This window comes from Streptomyces sp. NPDC049879 (assembly GCF_044461265.1).
In the GTDB taxonomy this organism is placed as follows: Bacteria; Actinomycetota; Actinomycetes; order Streptomycetales; family Streptomycetaceae; genus Streptomyces.
Map to the genome: position 1 here is coordinate 189,250 of NZ_JBITKT010000001.1, position 18,378 is coordinate 207,627.

Sequence of the window (18,378 nt, forward strand, 5' to 3'; positions counted from 1 at the left end):
ACGAGGGCAATGAGGAGGCGTCGCGTTACATGGAGACGACCAGTCGAGCCGAACCGCAGGACGCCATGGGTGGTGGCGACGAGACCGGGGGACCCGGGGGACACGGTGCGGCGCAGGGGGTGCCCGGGGCGCGGCGCGCGGTGGAGGGCTACCTGATGGCCCAGTTCCCCTGGTACGGGCTGGACGAGGCGTTCACCGGGCCGCGCTGGCTGATGCAGGTCGGCATGGCGGCGGACGGCGCCGTCGAGCACGGCTCCACCGGCCACGGCGACGAGCCGTCGCTCCGGGGCGAACTCGGCGGCGAGGCCGACCAGCGCTTCACCGTCGTCGTGACGGTCGCGAGCCGCCCGGGGCGCCGCAGCCCCGACGGCAACGGCATGCTGGAGGCGACGTCCGTGTCCTCCGCCGCCTGGCTCGCCGGCTCGGGACTGCTCTCGTGCACCTGGCCCGCCCAGATGGAACGCGCGCTGCGCCAGGACTGGCTCGAACAGCAGACGGCCATCGCCTGGGAGCTGGCCGACGACCTCGACGGCGGCGGCTGGTCCACGCTGTCCCTGCCCGTGGACGGCGTCCCCACCGACTTCCTCTACCGCGAGTCCGAGTACGGCTGGGTCCTCGCGGGCGCCGCCCCGCACGGCGTCCACATCGGCGCGTACGGGCGCGGGATGAGCGCGTACGGCCTCGGGTTCGCGGTCGTCAAGGACATCGAGGGCTACGCCGAGCGGACCACACCGGCGACCTGACCCCGCGCCCCCGCGCGGCCCGACGACCGCCGGGCCGGACCCGCCGGGCCCGGCCCGCGCACGTCATCCCGTCAGCGCGGGGCGGCGGGCGTCAGAGCCTGCCGCGCGGGGTCAGCCCCAGCGACATGCCCGCCAGGCCGCGCTGCCGCCCGCTCAGCGTGGACGCCACCCGGCGCAGCGCCTCGGCGGCCGGGGAGGTGGGATCGGCCAGCACGACGGGCGTCCCGTCGTCGCCGCCCTCGCGCAGCCGCACGTCGATCGGGATCGAGCCGAGGACCGGCACCTCCGCGCCCGTCGCGCGCGTCAGCCCCTCCGCGACGCGCTGCCCGCCGCCCGTGCCGAAGACGTCCACCATCTCGCCGCAGTGCGGGCAGGGGAGCCCCGCCATGTTCTCCACGACGCCGACGATCTTCTGGTGCGTCTGCACCGCGATCGACCCGGCGCGCTCGGCGACCTCGGCCGCCGCCTGCTGCGGCGTCGTCACGACGAGGATCTCGGCGCCCGGCACGAGCTGGGCGACGGAGATGGCGATGTCGCCCGTCCCCGGCGGCAGGTCGAGCAGCAGCACGTCCAGGTCGCCCCAGTACACGTCCGCGAGGAACTGCTGGAGCGCGCGGTGCAGCATCGGGCCGCGCCACACCACCGGCGCGTTGCCCGGCGTGAACATCCCGATGGAGATGACCTTCACGCCGTGCGCGGACGGCGGCATGATCATGTTCTCGACCTGCGTGGGCCGCGCGTCCGTGCCGAGCATGCGGGGCACCGAGTGGCCGTAGATGTCCGCGTCCACGACGCCGACCTTCAGCCCCTGCGCGGCCAGGGCCGCCGCCAGGTTCACCGTCACGGAGCTCTTGCCGACACCGCCCTTGCCCGACGCCACCGCGTACACGCGCGTCAGCGACCCCGGCTGGGCGAACGGGATCTCCCGCTCGGCCTGCCCGCCGCGCAGCGTCGTCGCCAGCTCCTTGCGCTGCTCGTCGCTCATGACGTCGAGATCCACCCGCACGCCGGTCACCCCGGGCACCGCGCGGACCGCCGCCGTGACCTCCGAGGTGATCGAGTCGCGCATCGGACAGCCCTGGATGGTCAGATACACGCCCACGGTGACGGTGCCGTCCGGGGCGATCTCCACCGACTTGACCATGCCGAGATCGGTGATGGGCCGGTGGATCTCCGGATCGTTCACCCGCTGTAGCGCCGCCCGTACGGCGTCCTCGCCGACGAGGGAGGTATCGGTAGCCATGCCCCGATGGTACGGCGACCTGAAGGGCTGGGGTCCGTCCGGCGGATCTTGTCGCGGCTCACGGCGTCGGATGCGGTGCATCGCAAGGCGCCGGATCGCAGCTCATACCCGGCCGTATTCGCGCGATTCGGCAACGCAGCGAGGTTCCCCCAGGCCCAAGGGGCCTGGGAGGTACCCCCATGCCGGGCGTCGTGAGACAGGCAAGATCCGCCGGACAGACCCTAGCGGTCATGGCCCTTTCCGGGCCGCGCGCCCTTGCCGGTACGCTGCGGCTCACCTGTCAGCGACCCCAGCGAGAGGCAGCCCGTCGTGACCCCTCGTTCCCCCCTGTCCCGCACGGCACGGCGCGCTGTCCCGCGGCGCTCCAGACGGGAGGGGGCGCGGACGCTCCTGTGCGCCCTCGCGCTCGGCGCCGCGCTGGCGGCGTGCGGCGGCGAGGACCCCGACGCGGGGACGAACGGGCTCGGGAAGCTGGACGCGCCCGAGATCGAGGAGCGTGCCAGGGCGGCGGCGGCCGGCGCCGCGTCCGTACGGCTCGCGGGGACCGTCATCAGCGGCGGGCACGAGTACGAGCTGGACGTCCAGCTCGCGCGGGACGGGGCGGCGGGCGAGGTGGCGTCCGAGGGCGGCCACTTCCAGCTGCTGCGGGCCGGCGAGGAGCTGTACATCTCGGCCGACGCGGCGTTCTGGCAGAGCGACGCCGTCCCCGAGGGGCTCGAATCCGACCCGGCGCAGACGCTGGACGGCAAGTACGTGCTCGTGGCGCCCGAGGACCCGGCGTACGAGCAGCTGGTCGGCTTCACCGAGATGGATGTCCTGCTCGACGGGCTGCTCGTCCTGGAGGGGGAGCGGGAGAAGGACGACCGCGCCGAGGTGGACGGCGTCGAGACGATCCGGGTGACGGCGGACGGCGGGGCGGGCGGCGCGCTCGACGTGGCGCTGATCGGCGAGCCGTACCCGCTGCGCCTCGAACGGGGCGGCGGGGCGGGCGAGCTGACGCTGCGGGACTGGGACGAGCCGTTCGAGCCGGTGCTCCCGGACGAGGAGCAGGTGGTGGACTACGGCGAGGCGATCCTCGACGAGGGAGACGGCGAGGACGGCGGGGACGGCTGACGCGGCCCGTCTCAGCGGGCGCGGCGGCGCCGCCTGGCCGGGAGGCCGCTGGGGGTGCCCGAGCGGGTGGTCGCCGGGGACGGCAGCGGCGGCGCGGCGGGGGAGGCCGTCGGCATGTGGGCAGGGCGCACGACGGGCCCGCCGTCCGGCGCGAGCCGCAGCACCCGGCAGTCCGCGCGCCAGCGGGCCGCCGTCTGCGCGGCGGTGTCCCGCCCGTTCAGCCGCTTCGCCGCCAGCTCCGCCACCGCGGCGGTCCACTCGCGGCCGCCCGGCGCCGGTTCCGCCACGGCCGCGGGCCACGCGACGAGCCGCCCGCCCTTGTCCTTGCTGCGGCAGGTGACCTCGGCCCGGACGCCGTCCGCCAGCCCGAGGCCGTCCAGCGGCTGCTCGCCGGGGCCGCCGACGAGCCAGACCGCGCCGTCGTGCCAGACGTGCCACAGCGCCCGCGCGGGCCCCTCGGGGCCGCGCACCCACACCAGCGCCGACTTGCGCGCCGCCTCCTCGACCAGCGCCGCGTCGAACGCCGCCCCGGACGCGTCCATGCCCGTCACCCCTGTCAGCCCCGTCACCGCTAGGCGGACAAACCGAGCGCGCTCATCCGCTTGGTGTGCGCCTCGGTGATCCGCGAGAACATCCGGCCGATCTCCGCGAGGTCGAAGCCGTCCGCGACCCCGCCCACCAGCATCGTCGAGAGGGCGTCACGGTCCGCGACCACCCGCTGCGCCTGCGACAGCGCCTCGCCCATCAGGCGCCGCGCCCACAGCGCCAGCCGCCCGCCGACGCGCGGCTCCGCCTCGATCGCCGAGCGCACCTTCTCGACGGCGAACGACGCGTGCCCCGTGTCGTCCAGCACCCGCAGCACCAGGGCGCGGGTGTCCGCGTCCAGCCGGGAGGCGACCTCGCGGTAGAAGTCCGCGGCGATCGCGTCGCCCACGTACGCCTTGACCAGGCCCTCCAGCCAGTCGGACGGGGCGGTCATCCGGTGGAAGCCGTCCAGCGCCGACGCGAACGGCTCCATGGCGGCCGTCGGGTCCTCGTCGATCCCCCGCAGCCGCTCCGTCAGCTGCTCGAAGTGGTTCAGCTCGGCCGCCGCCATCCTGGCGAGCGCCGCCTTGTCGCCCAGCGAGGGCGCCAGCTTCGCGTCCTCGGCGAGCCGCTCGAAGGCCGCCAGCTCGCCGTACGCCAGCGCGCCCAGCAGATCGACGACCGCGGCGCGGTAGCGCGGGTCCCCCGACGCCGACGGCCAGTCCTGGGCGGCGATGCCCGTCGGCGCGGGCGCCTCGGACGGGGGCTGGTCTGCGGAAGTCTGCGGCGTCTCCATGGCAGTGCACAATAGCCGTCACCGGCGGTCCCGCACCCGCCCGCGGCCGAGCCCCGGACGCCACGACCTGACACATGTGCGTGGTTCCGGGGTACAGTGCTAAAGAGACCCGCCCGTACGCGGCGGATCGCCAATCCCCCTGCTGGAGTCCCGGCGGCCCGGAAGTCACGGAGCCCGGGGACCCCCCGCGGATGCCCGGTCGGTGGCCCGATCGGCTCCGACTGACCAGCCCTCCGCGCGGTCCGTGCACCCTCGCACGGGCCGCATCACGAGGGACCCGCTCGCGCGGTGCGTGCGCTTGAGCGAGACGACCGGGTCCCGCGCCGGCCGGCCGGCCCTGGTGGCCGCCGGACCACGGCGCGGTGGACAAGACCCGCCTCGCCACCGTGTGCCGCGTCACACAAGAAGAGGCAACGACCCTGTCCGCTACCAGCTCCCTCACCTTCCGCGATCTCGGCATCCTGCCCGAGACCGCCGAGGCCCTCGAGGCCGTCGGAATCATCACCCCCTTCCCCATCCAGGAGATGACGCTGCCGGTCGCCCTCGCGGGCACCGACGTCATCGGCCAGGCCAAGACCGGCACCGGCAAGACGCTGGGCTTCGGTCTGCCCCTGCTGGAGTCCGTCACCGTCCCCGCCGACGTCGAGGCGGGCCGCGCCACGCCGGAGCAGCTCACCGACGCGCCGCAGGCCCTCGTGGTCGTGCCGACGCGCGAGCTGTGCCAGCAGGTCACCAACGACCTGCTGACCGCCGGCAAGGCGCGGAACGTCCGCGTCCTCCCCATCTACGGCGGCCGCGCGTACGAGCCGCAGGTCGAGGCGCTCGCGCGCGGCGTCGACGTCGTCGTCGGCACCCCCGGGCGGCTGCTCGACCTCGCCGGGCAGCGCAAGCTGAACCTGTCGGTGGTCCGCTGCCTCGTCCTGGACGAGGCGGACGAGATGCTCGACCTCGGCTTCCTGCCCGACGTCGAGAAGATCATGGACCTGCTGCCCGCCAAGCGGCAGACGATGCTGTTCTCGGCGACCATGCCGGGGCAGGTCATCGGGCTCGCCCGCCGCTACATGCGCCAGCCCACCCACATCCGCGCCGCCGCGCCGGACGACCACGGCACGACCGTGGCCAACATCACACAGCACGTCTTCCGCGCCCACTCGATGGACAAGGCCGAGATGGTCGCCCGCATCCTCCAGGCGGAGGGCCGCGGCCTGGCGATGGTCTTCTGCCGCACCAAGCGGACGGCGGCCGATGTCGCCGACCAGCTGACGCGGCGCGGTTTCGCCGCCGGTTCCGTCCACGGCGACCTGGGGCAGGGCGCCCGCGAGCAGGCGCTGCGCGCGTTCCGCAACGGCAAGGTGGACGTCCTCGTCTGCACCGACGTCGCGGCCCGCGGCATCGACGTGGACGGCGTCACGCACGTGATCAACTACCAGACGCCCGAGGACGAGAAGACGTACCTGCACCGCATCGGCCGTACGGGCCGCGCGGGCGCCACCGGTACGGCCGTCACCCTCGTGGACTGGGACGACATCCCGCGCTGGCAGCTGATCAACAAGGCGCTCGTCCTGGACTTCCAGGACCCGCCGGAGACCTACTCCACCTCGCCGCACCTCTTCGAGCTGCTCCGCATCCCGGAGGGCACGAAGGGCACCCTGCCGCGTGCCGAGCGGACCAGGGCGGGGCTCGACGCCGAGGAGGTCGAGGACCTCGGCGGTCCCGACGCGCGCCGCAGGCGCGGCGGTGGCGGGCGCCAGGAGGCGCAGCAGAAGGACCAGCGGGACCAGAAGGACAAGGAGAAGGAGCGGGCGCCCCGTACGCCGCGCCAGCGCCGCCGTACGCGGGGCGGGCAGGCCGTGGCGGGCGGTGCCGAGGGCGCGGCGGAGGCCGCGGCACCGGCGGCCGGGCCCGAGGCGGCCGGTGAGCCGGGCGACGCGCCCGCGACGCCGCGTACGCCCCGCCGCAGGCGGCGCAGGCGCGGCGGCAGCGGCGGCGGTGGCACCGACGGCGCCGGAGCGGGCGCGGCGGGCCAGGCGGCCGCGGGCGACTGACCGGAGTGAACGCACGGGCGAGGCGGACCCGCACCTGTCCGCCTCGCGCACGAGGGGCCTGCGCGGTGGTCGCGGGCCCGCTCGGGGCACGGACGGGTGATCCGTCCATGCGCCAGGACCCGGGAGATCGGCCCGTCGCGGATCTCCCCGGGACCGACCCCAGCCCTATGAGGCACCGGGCGCGCGCCCGTCCAGGACTGTCACCGTTCCCGGCGCGGCCCCCGCAGGACCGGCGTCCGTCGCACGCGGCCGCTTGATCCCGTGAGCGCGTGCCATACCTCCCGGCCGCCCACACCGGCGCGATACCCCCGGCGGCGTCCGGGATGCGTCGCATCCCCGGCGTGGCCCGGTAGGCCGGCTCACCCGCCGCCCGCGAACGCGGTACGCATCCGGTCCCGCCCCGGCCGCTGCTGGCGCCGATGCTGTGCGGGCCGTATGAGCTGTTGGGCGTACATCCGGGCTCCGGCGGCGTCCGGGATCCGTCCCATCCCCGGCGTGGCCCGGAGAGCCGTCTCTCCCCGCCCGCGAACGGGTCGCGTGTCCACCTGATTCGGCTGACCGACTCCCTCAGCGCGTGCCACGCCTCCCGGCCACTGACGACAGCGTGCCGCGCATGCCGTGCGGGCTGTTCGGCGTACGCGTCGGCTCAACGGCCTCGTGGCTCCCGGCGGTGTGCCGGATCCGCGAGCACGGTGCCCATCCGGGGCTGACACGGCCGACCGGTTCCGGCGCCGGGAGACGGGGATGAGGCACCGGTCTCCGCGTTCCGGGAACCGGCCGAAGGCCCCTGGGACCCGGACGGGATGATGTCGCGGCCCGTCACCCAGTCCCTCCCGCCCCCCCACACCGGCGGCTCGACGTGGCCGTGGCCTCGGTGGGCGGGGACGAGAACGGTGCCCGTGCCCGTGGCGCGCGGATGCGGCACCCCGGCCCACCGTTTCACCGGCCCTCACACCCGGAACCGGAGCAGCACGTCACGCTGCGCAGAGGAGCGAAGGCCACCGGTGCGGGGCTTCAGGGTGTTCCGCGGGGCACTGTGGCCGCGCCCCGCCCCTCCTGGATCGTTCCGGCCGGAGCAGCCTCCCGGCGGCCTGCGCCGCTCTGCGGCGTGCGGCGGGACCGTTGGGCGCTCCGGCCTCGCGGAATGTCCGGTGGCGCGTCCGGGCCGGGGGAGAGGGGCCGGGAGGCGTGACCGGAAGGTGGTGTCCGGAACGGTGAGTCCGAGGACGGTCGTGTTGACGTCCCGGCCGTGCGGGGGTGGAGACGCGGAGTATGCGGGGAGTCGTGCCGGGCGGTGGGACCGCCCGTGCGGCGTCGTCCGCCGTGCGCGGTTAAGGTCGGTTCCGGGGATGTCCGGGGTGTGTTCGGGAGGACAGCGTGAGCAGGCCGCCGTTCTGTGTGCCGCCGGTCGGGGTGCGGGCGTACCGGCTCGTGACGCGGCGGGGCGACTTCGCGGTGCTGGACGTCGAGCCCGCCGGTGAGCCGATCGGCACCGTGCTGCTCGTGCCGGGCTACACGGGCAGCAAGGAGGACTTCATCGCGCTGCTCGTGCCGCTGTCGGCGGCCGGGTTCCGCGCGATCGCGGTGGACGGGCGCGGGCAGTACGAGACGGTCGGGACGCGGGCGCGCGCCTCGTACGGCATCGGCGCGCTCGCGGAGGACGTCCTCGCGCAGGCCGACGCGCTCGGCGGCGCCGGGCCCGTGCACCTGGTCGGGCACTCGCTGGGCGGGCTGATCGCGCGCGGCGCGGTGCTGCGGGCCGTCGCCGCGCGGCGCGACCCGCTGCCGTTCGCCTCCCTCACTCTGATCGCCTCGGGGCGCGGGCGGGTGGCACCCCTCCAGCGCTGGAAGGTCCGCATGCTCGCGGTGAGCCTCCCGGTGCTCGGCGCCGACCTGCTCTGGCGGCTGCTGAACCCCCGGGCGGAGCCGGGCGAGATCGCGGACTTCCTGCGCCGCCGCTGGCTGGCGAACGCGCCGACGCAGCTGCTCGGCACCGGCAGGCTGCTGCTGCGCGAGCCCGACCGGGTGGCCAGGCTCGCCGCCGCCGGGCTGCCGGTCCATGTCGTGTCGGGGGAGCGGGACGGCGCCTGGCCGGTGCCGACGCTCGACCGCATGGCGGAGGAACTCGGCGCCCACCGCTCGGTGATCCCCGGCGCGGAGCACTCGCCGAACGCCGAGCAGCCGGGCGCCACGGCGGCGGCGCTCGCCGGATTCTGGACCGGCCTGCCAGGCGCGGACGGCTGATCCCGGGGCCCGCCCGCCTCAGCGCGCCAGCAGGTCCCCGCAGAACGCGCGGATCGCACGCTCCACCACCACCGGCTTCTCCCACGGCAGGAAGTGCCCGGCCCCGCGTATCCAGAACGGGCCGACGGCCCGCGGGAACGCGAGGGCGCACCGCTCGTCCACGTGCTCGCCCAGGGTGACCTGGTCCGTGCCTATGAGGATCAGCGCGGGCTGCTCCACCGGCCGGTCGGTCAGCTCCGGCCCGGACACGGGCCGCGTGCCCATCACCACCTCGTAGTCGGCGAACGAGGCGCGCAGCCGGTCGGCGTCCGCGTACGGCTCGGTGAGGACGGCCAGGTCGTCCGCGCCGAACGCGTCGGGCGGGCACCACATCCGGTGGCCGAAGAACTCGGCGATGTAGCGCCGCCGCCGCTCGGGGGTGTCCAGTTCGGCGACCAGCTCGTCGGCGTGCCGCCCCTGGCGCTCCTGGTAGTCGTAGACGGCGGGCTTCGGGCGGCCCGGCGGCAGTCCTGCGGCGGCGAACCGCTCGGGCAGGTCGGGCATCGAGTCGTCGAGTATCACCACGCGGTCCACCCGCTCCGGGTGCCGTGTCGCCATGTCGATGGTGATCATGGCGCCCAGGTCGTGGCCCGCGACCACCGCCCGCTCCCAGCCGAGCGCGTCGAACAGGCCGGTCAGGTCGGCGTTGAACGCCTTGAAGTCGTAGAAGCCGTCCGGGGCGAAGTCGGAGTCGCCGTAGCCGCGCAGGTCAGGCGCGACCACGTCGAACCCGGCTTCGGCCAGCGGGCCCATGACGTGCGACCAGATGAGACCCGTGCAGGGGAAGCCGTGCACGAGCAGCAGCGGCACGCCGCCCTCCCCGGCGCGGCGGACCGCCAGCCGGTGACCGTCGCGGACGGTGACGAACGAGGGGGGCCGGACGGTGACGGAGCGTGCGGTCTGGTGCATGCGGCCATACTGGCACGGGGGTCTGACAACGGACCGTGACCGCCGGGGAGGGCAGCGCGCCCCTCAGCGGGCGGCGGTGACCGGCCCGGCGCCCGTCGCCCGCGCGACGATCGCCTCGTACGCCGCGGGCGCCGTCGTGTGCTCGCCCAGGCGGCACGTCTTGCGGCTGCCGTGGTAGTCGCTCGACCCGGTGGCGAGCAGCCCGAGGTCCGCCGCCATCGCGTCGAGCCGCAGCCGCGTGTCGATGTCGTGGTCCATGTGGTCCACCTCGATGCCGTCCAGCCCCGCCGCCGCGAGGCGGGCGATCGCGTCGTCCGGCACGACACGGCCGCGCGAGACGGCCATCGGGTGCGCGAAGACCGCCACCCCGCCCGCGCCGTGGACCAGCCGGACCGCCTCGAACGCGTCCAGCTCGTGCTTGCCCACGTGCGCCCGCCCGCTGTCCCCGATCCACTCGGGCGTGAACGCGTCCGAGACCGTCGCGACGACCCCCGCCTCCACCAGCGCCTGCGCGATGTGCGGGCGGCCCACGGACCCCTGGGCCAGCTCCCTGACGCGCTCCCACGTGATCGGCACGCCGAGCCCCCGCAGCCGTTCCACCATGGCCTGCGCGCGCGGCACGCGGTCGTCGCGCAGCAGGTCGCGCTCGTGGGCGAACGCGGGCTCCTCCGGGTCGAAGAGGTACGCCAGCATGTGGAGGCTCACGCCGTCCAGCACGCAGGAGATCTCCGCGCCTGGCACCAGGGTCAGCCCCGGCGGCAATGCTGCGGCCGCCTCGGCGAGGCCCGCCACCGTGTCGTGGTCGGTGAGCGCGACGACGTCGAGGCCCGCGTCGGCGGCGGCGCGGACCAGCCCGGCGGGCGAGTCGGTGCCGTCCGAGGCGGTGGAGTGCGCGTGCAGGTCGATCCGCATGGTGCGCAAGGCTACGGCAGGGGGCGCGGGGGCCCGTCAGCCGTCCGGCGCCATCAGCCGGGGCGACAGGGCGCCGCAGGGGACCAGCTCGATCTCGGAGCCCGCGTCGCGCAGGTCGGTGAGCACCATGTCCTCGTACAGCAGCGGGCCGCACAGTTCGGGCCACACGACGGCCCACAGCCACAGGCCCCTCGCCTCGCCCGCGAAGACGGCGCGGTCGGCGGGGGCATCCGCCACGTGCCACAGCGGCGTGGGGCGCCCGGCCGCGAGGACCTTCGCCTCGGGCGGGCGGCCGGTGCGCAGACGGGGGCCCGGGTCGGGCCCGGGTATGCCCGCGTAGTGCGCGCCGAGCCCGACGCCCGGCTCCTCGGCGACCAGCACCAGTTCGCCCGGCCCGCCCAGCGGCCCGGGGCCCGTGCAGGCGACGGCGGTGGCGCGCCCCCCGCCGCGGTCGTCACCCGCGCAGGCGACACCGCTGAACAGCCAGCCGACCGGGAGGGGCCACGGCATCCACACCGGTACGCGCGTCCGCTCCACGACCACCGCCAGGGCGCCGACGCTCGGCGGGACCACGGGCTGCACGGGATGCACGGCGCCGTGCGCGGCACACTGCCACGTGTCGGCGAACAGACCGGGCGCCCGCACCCGGCCACCGCACTTCGGGCAACTGGGTTCGCCCCTCATGGGGAACAACAGTCCCTTCCACCTGTCGGTCCGTCAAGCCGTCGCGATGAGACGTCCGCCGAGCGGCACTCATCCGCTGAGGGGTACCCCGGCCCGGCCCGGATCACGCGGATCGACGCCGTGCTCCCGCCACCGTTCGCGCAGGGCCTCCGCGCCACGCGCGCGTTTCCAGGCCGTCTCGTGCGGCGTCATCGGCAGCAGGGGCAGGAAACGCACCGGGTCGAGCGGCGCGGGCAGCGCGAGGTCGGGCACCGGGTCCCCCGGGTCGCCGACCAGCACGGAAGTGAACGGCGCGCCGGGCCACAACGGTTCACCCAGGTCGAGGGACGCGCCGGGCGCCACCACGACGCCCTCCACCACCGGCGACGCCGCCAGCACGGCCAGCGGACGCAGCACGCGGTCGGTGTCGGCCGCGCCCGCGCGGAACGTCAGCAGCAGCTCGGCACGCGGCCCCCGCTCCGGGTCGGCGACCACCGCCGCCGGGTCCGCCATCGGCGCCGCCGCCATGCCGAGCGTCGCGTACCGCACCGTCCCGCCGCCGGTGAAGCGCAGCACCTCGACGCGCTCGGTCCCCAGGAACGTGACGGACGCGCGGGCGTCGGGCTCGCCGAGCGCGGCCCGCAGGCGCTCCTCGACCAGCGGCAGCACGGACACGGGCCTCACGGGACGCGTTCCCCCCGGATCACCAGGGCGAGGCCCACCAGGACGGCGGCCATCGCCGGGTACGCGGCGGCGGGCGGGAACTGCCCGAGCCACACGGCCGCCACCAGCGCCGCGCCCGGCGTCTCCAGCAGGATCGCCGTGGACGTCACGGACGGGCCGAGCCCGGCGACGACGCGGTTGATCAGCGAGTGCCCGAGCAGCTGCGAGACGACCGTCAGCACCAGCAGCTTCCCCCACGTGTCGGCGCTGTAGCCGCCGCCCAGGGAGGCGCCGGTGGCGAGGCAGAGGACCAGCGTCAGCACGGCGGTGCAGCCGTAGCAGAGGAACGTGTAGACCGTCGTGCTGGTGGTGCGCCGCACCTCCGCGCCGATCAGGACGTACACCGCGGCCGCCATGCCCCCGGCGAGCGCCAGCGCGTCACCCGCGAGGGCCCGCGCCGACACGCTCAGGTCCACGCCGGTCAGCAGCAGCACACCGGCGAACGCGACGGACGTCCCCAGCCATACGGCGGCGGGCGGCCTGCGGCCCGTGAGACGCAGCAGCAGCGTCGTCCACAGCGGGGTCGTCGTCACCAGCGCGACGGACGAGGCGACCGACGTCAGCCGCAGACTGGGCAGCCACAGGGCGAAGTGCGCCGCCAGGGCGACCCCGGCGGCCAGCGACAGCAGCAGCGTCCTGCGGCCCACCCGCGCCAGCTCCCTGCGCAGCCCGGCCCGCAGCAGGACGACGGGCGCAAGGCCCGCGGCGGCGAGCCCGTTGCGCCAGAACGCGATGGCCAGGGCGGGCGCGGCGGTCGCCGCGATCAGGGGGCCCGACAGGGAGATGCCGACGACGGCGACGGCCAGCAGCGCGAAGTCGAGCCGCTGCGCCGGGCCGAAGGGGGAGAGGGGGACCGGCGGCGTGGTGGCGGTGGCGGTGGCGGTGGCGGCGACGGCGGCGGTGCGGCTCGTCGTGTCAGGAACGGCCACGGTTCCTCCCTCCCTTTCCGGCGGTCGCACAGCGCGTGTCGAGCATGGGGGCGCGCCCCCGGCGGCACAAGCCCCCAGGACAGCCGGAGGGCGGCCCGCCACGGCGGACCGCCCGCGCACGCCCCGGGGCGCGCCGTACCGTTCGAGCGCCCGGTGGCGTCAGACCGCCCCGAAGCCCACCCGGCGCGCGGCCGGCCTGCCGATCTCGATGTACGCGATCCGGTCGGCGGGGACGAGGATCTTGCGGCCGTTCACATCGACCAGGCTGAGCAGCTTGGCACTGCCGGAGAACACGTCGGCGACAGCGCTCTCCACGTCCTCGACAGACTGCCCGCTTTCGAGAGCGATCTCGCGCGGCGTGTGCTGAACGCCGATCTTGATCTCCACGGCTTGTCCCTCCACTGGTCCGTTGCTGGATCTCAGGTTAGCCGCGCCCGCGCCGCGCCCGCCGCCGCCCTGCCACGCCGAGAGCGAACAGCCGCCGCCCCCGGTCGGCGGGGACGGCGGCCGTCCGTACGGGCAGGCGGGCGCGCGTGTCAGTGCTGCTCGGCGCCGCTGTGCATCGGGAAGCCCGCGATGCCGCGCCACGCCAGCGAGGCCGTCAGGTTCTTCGCGACGTCGCGCGGGATCCTCCGGTCGGAGCTGAGCCAGTGCCGCGCCGTCACCTGCGCCATGCCGCACAGGCTGACCGCGAGCAGCATCGCCTGCTCCTCAGGCAGGTCGGCGTCCTCCGAGATCAGCGGGCTGACGAGCTTCGCGCAGTCCTCCGAGACCTGGTCCACGCGCTCGCGCACGGCGGGCTCGTTCGTCAGGTCCGACTCGAAGACCAGCCGGAACGCGCCGCCCTCGTGCTGCACGTAGCTGAAGTACGCGTCCATCGTCGCCGCGATGCGCTGCTTGTTGTCGTTCGTCGAGTCCAGCGCCTCGCGCACCGCGACCACCAGCGCCTCGCAGTGCTGGTCGAGCAGGGCGAGGTACAGCTCCAGCTTCCCGGGGAAGTGCTGGTAGAGCACCGGCTTGCTCACCCCGGCGCGGTCCGCGATGTCGTCCATGGCCGCCGCGTGGTAGCCCTGGGCGACGAACACCTCCTGCGCCGCGCCCAGCAGCTGGTTGCGTCGGGCCCGGCGCGGCAGGCGGGTGCCGCGGGGGCGAGCCTCGGTCTGCTCGGTGGCGCTCACGCCGGCCTCCCATGGGTGTCTGGTTCGGTGCGCCGCGCGGCTCGCGCCGTGCGCCGTGCGGTCATCGTACGTTCGTGCCGTCGCGCAGCGTGCATCTGTCGCGGGACGATCTCACGCTGCGGACACCCCGTTGCCCGGGGTGACCGCCCCCGGCGGCGGGGCGTCACGGCGCGCACCGGCCGCCGCTCAGCGGTAGTCGTCGTCACCCGGCCCGACCTCGCGGTCCTGCTCCGCCGCGTCGGCCGGGTCGGCCTCGTCGGGCAGCCGCACGCCGGGCCCGGGGTCGACCGGGTCCAGCAGCTCGCGCCGCTGCTCGGCGGCGTCGGCCTCCGGCGTGCCGTCGGCCAGGCCCTCCCCGGCGTCCGGCGCGTCCGCGCGCCGCTCACCGAGCGTCTCGTACGCCTCCGCCTCCTCGGCGAAGCCGTCCTCCGTCTGTTCCCTCGCCATCACAGTCACCTCCGGACGACCGGCGGGTAACTCCAGCGTAGGGGCGCGGCGGTGCGGACGCGAACCGGCCAGGTGCACGCCGTACGGGGGTGCGGCCGGTGCCGTGCTCGTACTATTGCGGGCATGCCGAGCACCGAAGAGCAGCGCGTCGAGGCCGCACTCGCCGCCGCGGAGGGCTGGCCGGGGGTACGTGACGGGGAGACCCTGCGGTCCGTCGCCCTGCCGGGGATGATCCTGGCGGTACGCCGCAGAGCCGCCGGGCGCGACGGACTCGAACCCGCCCTCTTCGTCCACGGTCTCGGCGGTTCCTCCCGCAACTGGTCCTCCCTGATGGCGCTCCTGGCCGACGAGGTCGAGTGCGAGGCCGTGGACCTGCCCGGCTTCGGCGCCTCCCCGCCGCCCGACGACGGGGACTACTCGGTGTACGGCCACGCGCGCGCCGTCGTCCGCGTCATCGAGTCCTCGGGCCGCGGCCCCGTCCACCTCTTCGGCAACTCGCTCGGCGGCGCCGCCGTCACCCGCGTCGCGGCACTGCGCCCCGACCTGGTGCGCACCCTCACCCTGATCTCGCCCGCCCTGCCCGAACTGCCCCCGCAGCGCACCGCGATCCCCACCGGCATGCTCGGCCTGCCGGGCGTCGCCCCGCTCGTACGGCGGCTCACCCGCGACGTCTCGCCCGCCCAGCGCGCCCGCGAGGTCCTGCGGCTCTGCTACGGCAACCCCGAGCTGATCACCCCCGAGGAGCACGCCGCGGCCGAGGCGGAGGCCGAACGGCGGCAGGCCCTCCCGTACTTCTGGGACTCGCTCAGCCGCTCGGCCCGCGGCATCGTCAACGCCTACACGCTCGGCGGCCAGCAGTCGCTGTGGCGGCAGGCGGAACGCGTCCTGGCCCCCACGCTGCTGCTCTACGGCGCGCGGGACCGGCTCGTCGCGCTGAAGTCGGCGAAACGGGCGAAACGTGCATTCGGGTGCTCCCGGCTGGTCGTCCTGCCGGAAGCGGGACATGTGGCGATGATGGAGTACCCAGCCGTCGTGGCCGGTGCGTTCCTGGACTTCAGGCCCGACCGGCCCGTCGGGCCCGCAGCCGCCGGGACGACCGCCGCCACGGAGGGCTGAGGGAGCCGCATGGACCACCGCGAGACCGCCGCACCCTCCTCCACCGCCGGGCCGGAGGAGGCGTTCGGCCCGCGCCAGGAGTATCTGGATGCCTTCGAGGACGAGACCTTCGGACGCGCGCAGCCCATCCCCGGGCAGCGCACGGCGCAGCGGACGGGCACGCCGTCGTCCGGCCGCCACGGCCGCCCGCCGCAGCACCGGCGCCGACGCGTGCCCGGGGATAGCGGGGGCCGCCGGACGGGCGGCAGGGGCAGGACGCTCACCGGGGTGGCCGCCGCGGCGGTCGTGACGGTGCTGGCCGTCGTCGTCGCCACGCAGGTGACCGGCGGCGAGGACGGCGGGTCGGCGCTGCCGCCGCCCGGCGGCGACGGGCGCGGGCCCGCGGCGGCGGTCACGCCGGAGCCGGAGCCGGAGGCCCTGGCCTCCTCGCCCGCGGCCGAGGCGCCGCCGGACCCGGAGCAGACGTACGACCGGATGATGACGACCATGTTCGCCATGGACCCGGAGCTGACCGGTTCCGGCGAGCTGGTGCCGGTGCCCGGGACCGATCCGGCCGCCGACCCCGAGGCGACGACCGTGCTGCGCTACCGCGTGGACGTCGAGGAGGGGCTCGGGCTCGACGCCGAGTTCTTCGCCGAGGTCGTCCACCGCACGCTCAACGACGAGCGGAGCTGGGGGAACGGCGGCGAGCGCAGCTTCGCCCGCGTCTCCGGCGGCGATCACGACTTCGTCGTCACCCTCGCCAGCCCCGGCACCGCCGCCGACTGGTGCGCGCGCTCCGGCCTCGACATCACCGAGGACAACGTCTCCTGCAACTCGTCCAGCACCGAGCGCGTCATCATCAACGCCTGGCGCTGGGCGCAGGGTTCGGAGACGTACGGGGACGACATCGCCGCGTACCGCCAGATGCTCGTCAACCACGAGGTGGGCCACCGGCTCGGGTACGGGCACGCGCTGTGCCCGTCGGAGGGCGCGCTCGCGCCCGTGATGATGCAGCAGACCAAGTTCCTGGAGACGGACGGCCTGACCTGCGTGCCCAACCCCTGGCCGCATCCGGACAACTGACCGACTCTCGAACCAATCGCGGTTAACGACCGGGGCGCGCCCCGAGTCACGAAACTTCACCCCTTCCGGTGGTGTGACGGACAACCGTCCGCCGTAACCGGCACATGTAGACATACCGTCTTTCCGTCACGGGAGAGACGTATGACAGGGGGTGCGCCGGTGCGCGTCGCATTGCTCACTGAGGGCGGATATCCGTACGTCCACGGCGAATCGGCCGCCTGGTGCGACCGGCTGCTGCGCGGCCTGTCCCGCTACGACTTCGAGGTCTGGGCGCTCAGCCGCAGCGGGCGGCAGGCCGCCGGGCCGCGCCGCGCGCTGCCGCCGAACGTCAGCCGGCTGCGCACCGCCGCCCTGTGGGGGCCGCCGCCCGGCGGGCCGGGGGGCGCGCGGGGGCGGCCCGCGCGGCGCTTCGCCGAGTGCTTCGCCGAGCTGGCCGCCGCGCTGTGCTCGCGCCCGGGGCACGCCGGAGCCCACGGGCAGGCGGACCGTTTCAGCACCGGTCTGCTGGGCCTCGCCGCGCTGGCCGCCGCGCACCGCGGCCTCACCCGCTGGCTCTACTCCGAGCAGGCCGTCCGCGTCCTGGAGGCCGCCTGCCGCGCCCCCGGCGCGCCCCGCGCGGTGCGCGCCGCCCGCGTGCCGGACCTGCTGGCCGTCACCGAACGGCTCGAACGGGCGCTGCGCCCGCTCGGGCTCCTCCCGCCCGGCGGGCCGCCCGGCGTCCACCTGTGCCACACCGTGGGCGCCGGGCCCGTCGCGCTCCCCGGGCTGCTCGCGGCGCGGCTGCACGGCGTGCCGCTGCTGCTCACCGAGGACGCCGGGCGGCCGGGCGCCGGGAGCGCGCCGGGGGCGGCGTACGCGGTCGCGCCCTCGGCGGCGCGGGCGCCGGTGCGCGCGCTCCTCGCCGCCTTCCAGGACCGGCTCGCGCACGAGACGCGCGCCGCCGCCGCGCTGGTCGCGCCGGGCGGCCGGGCGCCCGCGCCCGCCCCGGGGCCGGGCCCCGCCCCCGAGGACGCCGCGACGCTCGTGTGGGCCGGGCGGATCGAGCCGGCCAAGGACCTCGTCGGCCTGCTGCACGCCTTCCGCGCCGTACGGGACGCCGAGCCCGCCGCGTCCCTGCGGGTCGTGGACACCGGCGGCGCGCGCACCGACGCGGGCTACCTCGCGCGGTGCCGCGCGCTGGCGCAGCGGCTGGTGCCCGGCGGGGTCTCGTTCACCAGCGCCGGCACGCCCGGCGCGCCCACCCTGGCCGACGCGTACGCGGCGGGCGCCGTCGCGGTGCTGTCGAGCGTCGTGGAGGGCGTGCCCGTGCCGCTGATCGCCGCCATGCACCGCGGGCGCGCGACGGTCGCCACCGACGTCGGCGCGGTGGGCGAGGTCGTCGGCGCCGCCGCCGTCCTCGTACCGCCGCTCGACCCCGCCGCGCTCGCCGCCGGATGCCTCGCCCTGCTGCGCGACCCCGAGCGCCGGGCCTCGCTCGGCGCGGCGGCCCGCGCGCGGGCGCGCGAACTGTTCACCACCGACCACGGCGCCGCCGCCTACGGCGCCATCTACCCGGAGCTGCTCGCCATGGCGAGCACCCCCCGGCCCGTCCCCCACGGGGACACCGCTGGGCACGGCACACCCCGTTCCGTGCAATGCACATGACCGCCCTCTTCCCCCAACCCCACGATCGATCGTGCACACGCAAG

At 75.8% G+C, this 18,378-nt stretch carries 18 protein-coding genes; 7 read left to right on the top strand and 11 right to left on the bottom strand.

Features of this window, described 5'->3' with window-relative positions:
- Nucleotides 1-29 precede the first annotated feature (29 nt).
- A complete protein-coding gene (locus ACIBPC_RS00865; protein ID WP_398840355.1) occupies nucleotides 30-743 on the top strand; it encodes a hypothetical protein in 714 nt (237 codons plus the stop codon).
- Between the two features lie 91 nt (nucleotides 744-834).
- Here the strand turns inward: ACIBPC_RS00865 and ACIBPC_RS00870 are convergent, their stop codons facing one another.
- Entirely contained in the window at nucleotides 835-1,986 is a 1,152-nt protein-coding gene (locus ACIBPC_RS00870; protein WP_362966082.1) for an Mrp/NBP35 family ATP-binding protein, read from the bottom strand.
- 309 nt (nucleotides 1,987-2,295) lie between these two features.
- Here ACIBPC_RS00870 and ACIBPC_RS00875 point away from each other — a divergent pair, with 309 nt between their 5' ends.
- Nucleotides 2,296-3,099 (top strand): hypothetical protein, encoded by an 804-nt coding sequence (locus tag ACIBPC_RS00875; protein WP_398840356.1) that lies wholly within the window; start codon nucleotides 2,296-2,298, stop codon nucleotides 3,097-3,099.
- A gap of 11 nt (nucleotides 3,100-3,110) precedes the next feature.
- Here ACIBPC_RS00875 and ACIBPC_RS00880 read toward each other — a convergent pair whose 3' ends face one another.
- Together ACIBPC_RS00880 and ACIBPC_RS00885 are read right to left on the bottom strand one after the other, a co-directional pair.
- Nucleotides 3,111-3,641 (bottom strand): hypothetical protein, encoded by a 531-nt coding sequence (locus tag ACIBPC_RS00880; RefSeq protein WP_398840358.1) that lies wholly within the window; start codon nucleotides 3,639-3,641, stop codon nucleotides 3,111-3,113.
- Nucleotides 3,642-3,670: 29 nt separating this feature from the next.
- Nucleotides 3,671-4,420, bottom strand: coding sequence for a ferritin-like fold-containing protein (locus ACIBPC_RS00885; RefSeq protein WP_362966078.1), 750 nt, complete (start codon nucleotides 4,418-4,420; stop codon nucleotides 3,671-3,673).
- A 524-nt stretch (nucleotides 4,421-4,944) separates the two neighbouring features.
- Here ACIBPC_RS00885 and ACIBPC_RS00890 point away from each other — a divergent pair.
- Both ACIBPC_RS00890 and ACIBPC_RS00895 read left to right on the top strand, forming a co-directional pair.
- The gene (locus ACIBPC_RS00890; RefSeq protein ID WP_362966146.1) at nucleotides 4,945-6,465 is read left to right on the top strand and encodes a DEAD/DEAH box helicase; all 1,521 of its coding nucleotides are present in this window, start codon (nucleotides 4,945-4,947) and stop codon (nucleotides 6,463-6,465) included.
- A gap of 1,377 nt (nucleotides 6,466-7,842) precedes the next feature.
- Nucleotides 7,843-8,709, top strand: coding sequence for an alpha/beta hydrolase (locus tag ACIBPC_RS00895; protein ID WP_362966076.1), 867 nt, complete (start codon nucleotides 7,843-7,845; stop codon nucleotides 8,707-8,709).
- Between the two features lie 18 nt (nucleotides 8,710-8,727).
- Here ACIBPC_RS00895 and ACIBPC_RS00900 read toward each other — a convergent pair whose 3' ends face one another.
- From ACIBPC_RS00900 to ACIBPC_RS00935, 8 genes are all read right to left on the bottom strand, one after another.
- The gene (locus ACIBPC_RS00900; RefSeq protein ID WP_398840360.1) at nucleotides 8,728-9,657 is read right to left on the bottom strand and encodes an alpha/beta fold hydrolase; all 930 of its coding nucleotides are present in this window, start codon (nucleotides 9,655-9,657) and stop codon (nucleotides 8,728-8,730) included.
- 63 nt (nucleotides 9,658-9,720) lie between these two features.
- Nucleotides 9,721-10,569: a PHP domain-containing protein gene (locus ACIBPC_RS00905; protein ID WP_398840362.1), complete on the bottom strand. Its 849-nt coding sequence runs from the start codon at nucleotides 10,567-10,569 to the stop codon at nucleotides 9,721-9,723.
- Between the two features lie 36 nt (nucleotides 10,570-10,605).
- Complete coding sequence (locus tag ACIBPC_RS00910) at nucleotides 10,606-11,253, bottom strand: DUF6758 family protein (protein ID WP_398840364.1); 648 nt, start codon at nucleotides 11,251-11,253, stop codon at nucleotides 10,606-10,608.
- Between the two features lie 69 nt (nucleotides 11,254-11,322).
- Nucleotides 11,323-11,907 carry a suppressor of fused domain protein gene (locus tag ACIBPC_RS00915; RefSeq protein ID WP_362966144.1) on the bottom strand — a complete coding sequence of 195 codons (585 nt, stop codon included), beginning with the start codon at nucleotides 11,905-11,907 and terminating at the stop codon, nucleotides 11,323-11,325.
- 5 nt (nucleotides 11,908-11,912) lie between these two features.
- Nucleotides 11,913-12,884 carry a DMT family transporter gene (locus tag ACIBPC_RS00920; protein WP_398840366.1) on the bottom strand — a complete coding sequence of 324 codons (972 nt, stop codon included), beginning with the start codon at nucleotides 12,882-12,884 and terminating at the stop codon, nucleotides 11,913-11,915.
- Between the two features lie 159 nt (nucleotides 12,885-13,043).
- Nucleotides 13,044-13,271 (bottom strand): DUF3107 domain-containing protein, encoded by a 228-nt coding sequence (locus ACIBPC_RS00925; protein ID WP_362966068.1) that lies wholly within the window; start codon nucleotides 13,269-13,271, stop codon nucleotides 13,044-13,046.
- Between the two features lie 149 nt (nucleotides 13,272-13,420).
- Nucleotides 13,421-14,062 carry a TetR/AcrR family transcriptional regulator gene (locus ACIBPC_RS00930; protein WP_362966066.1) on the bottom strand — a complete coding sequence of 214 codons (642 nt, stop codon included), beginning with the start codon at nucleotides 14,060-14,062 and terminating at the stop codon, nucleotides 13,421-13,423.
- A gap of 186 nt (nucleotides 14,063-14,248) precedes the next feature.
- A complete protein-coding gene (locus ACIBPC_RS00935; protein ID WP_362966064.1) occupies nucleotides 14,249-14,509 on the bottom strand; it encodes a hypothetical protein in 261 nt (86 codons plus the stop codon).
- A gap of 123 nt (nucleotides 14,510-14,632) precedes the next feature.
- On the opposite strand from ACIBPC_RS00935, the gene ACIBPC_RS00940 reads away from it, so the two are divergent.
- From ACIBPC_RS00940 to ACIBPC_RS00950, 3 genes are all read left to right on the top strand, one after another.
- Nucleotides 14,633-15,625, top strand: a complete 993-nt coding sequence (locus tag ACIBPC_RS00940) for an alpha/beta fold hydrolase (protein WP_398840368.1) — start codon at nucleotides 14,633-14,635, stop codon at nucleotides 15,623-15,625.
- 9 nt (nucleotides 15,626-15,634) lie between these two features.
- A complete protein-coding gene (locus tag ACIBPC_RS00945) occupies nucleotides 15,635-16,690 on the top strand; it encodes a DUF3152 domain-containing protein (RefSeq protein ID WP_398840370.1) in 1,056 nt (351 codons plus the stop codon).
- Between the two features lie 159 nt (nucleotides 16,691-16,849).
- Nucleotides 16,850-18,334: a DUF3492 domain-containing protein gene (locus ACIBPC_RS00950; RefSeq protein ID WP_398840372.1), complete on the top strand. Its 1,485-nt coding sequence runs from the start codon at nucleotides 16,850-16,852 to the stop codon at nucleotides 18,332-18,334.
- The last annotated feature ends 44 nt before the right edge of the window (nucleotides 18,335-18,378 follow it).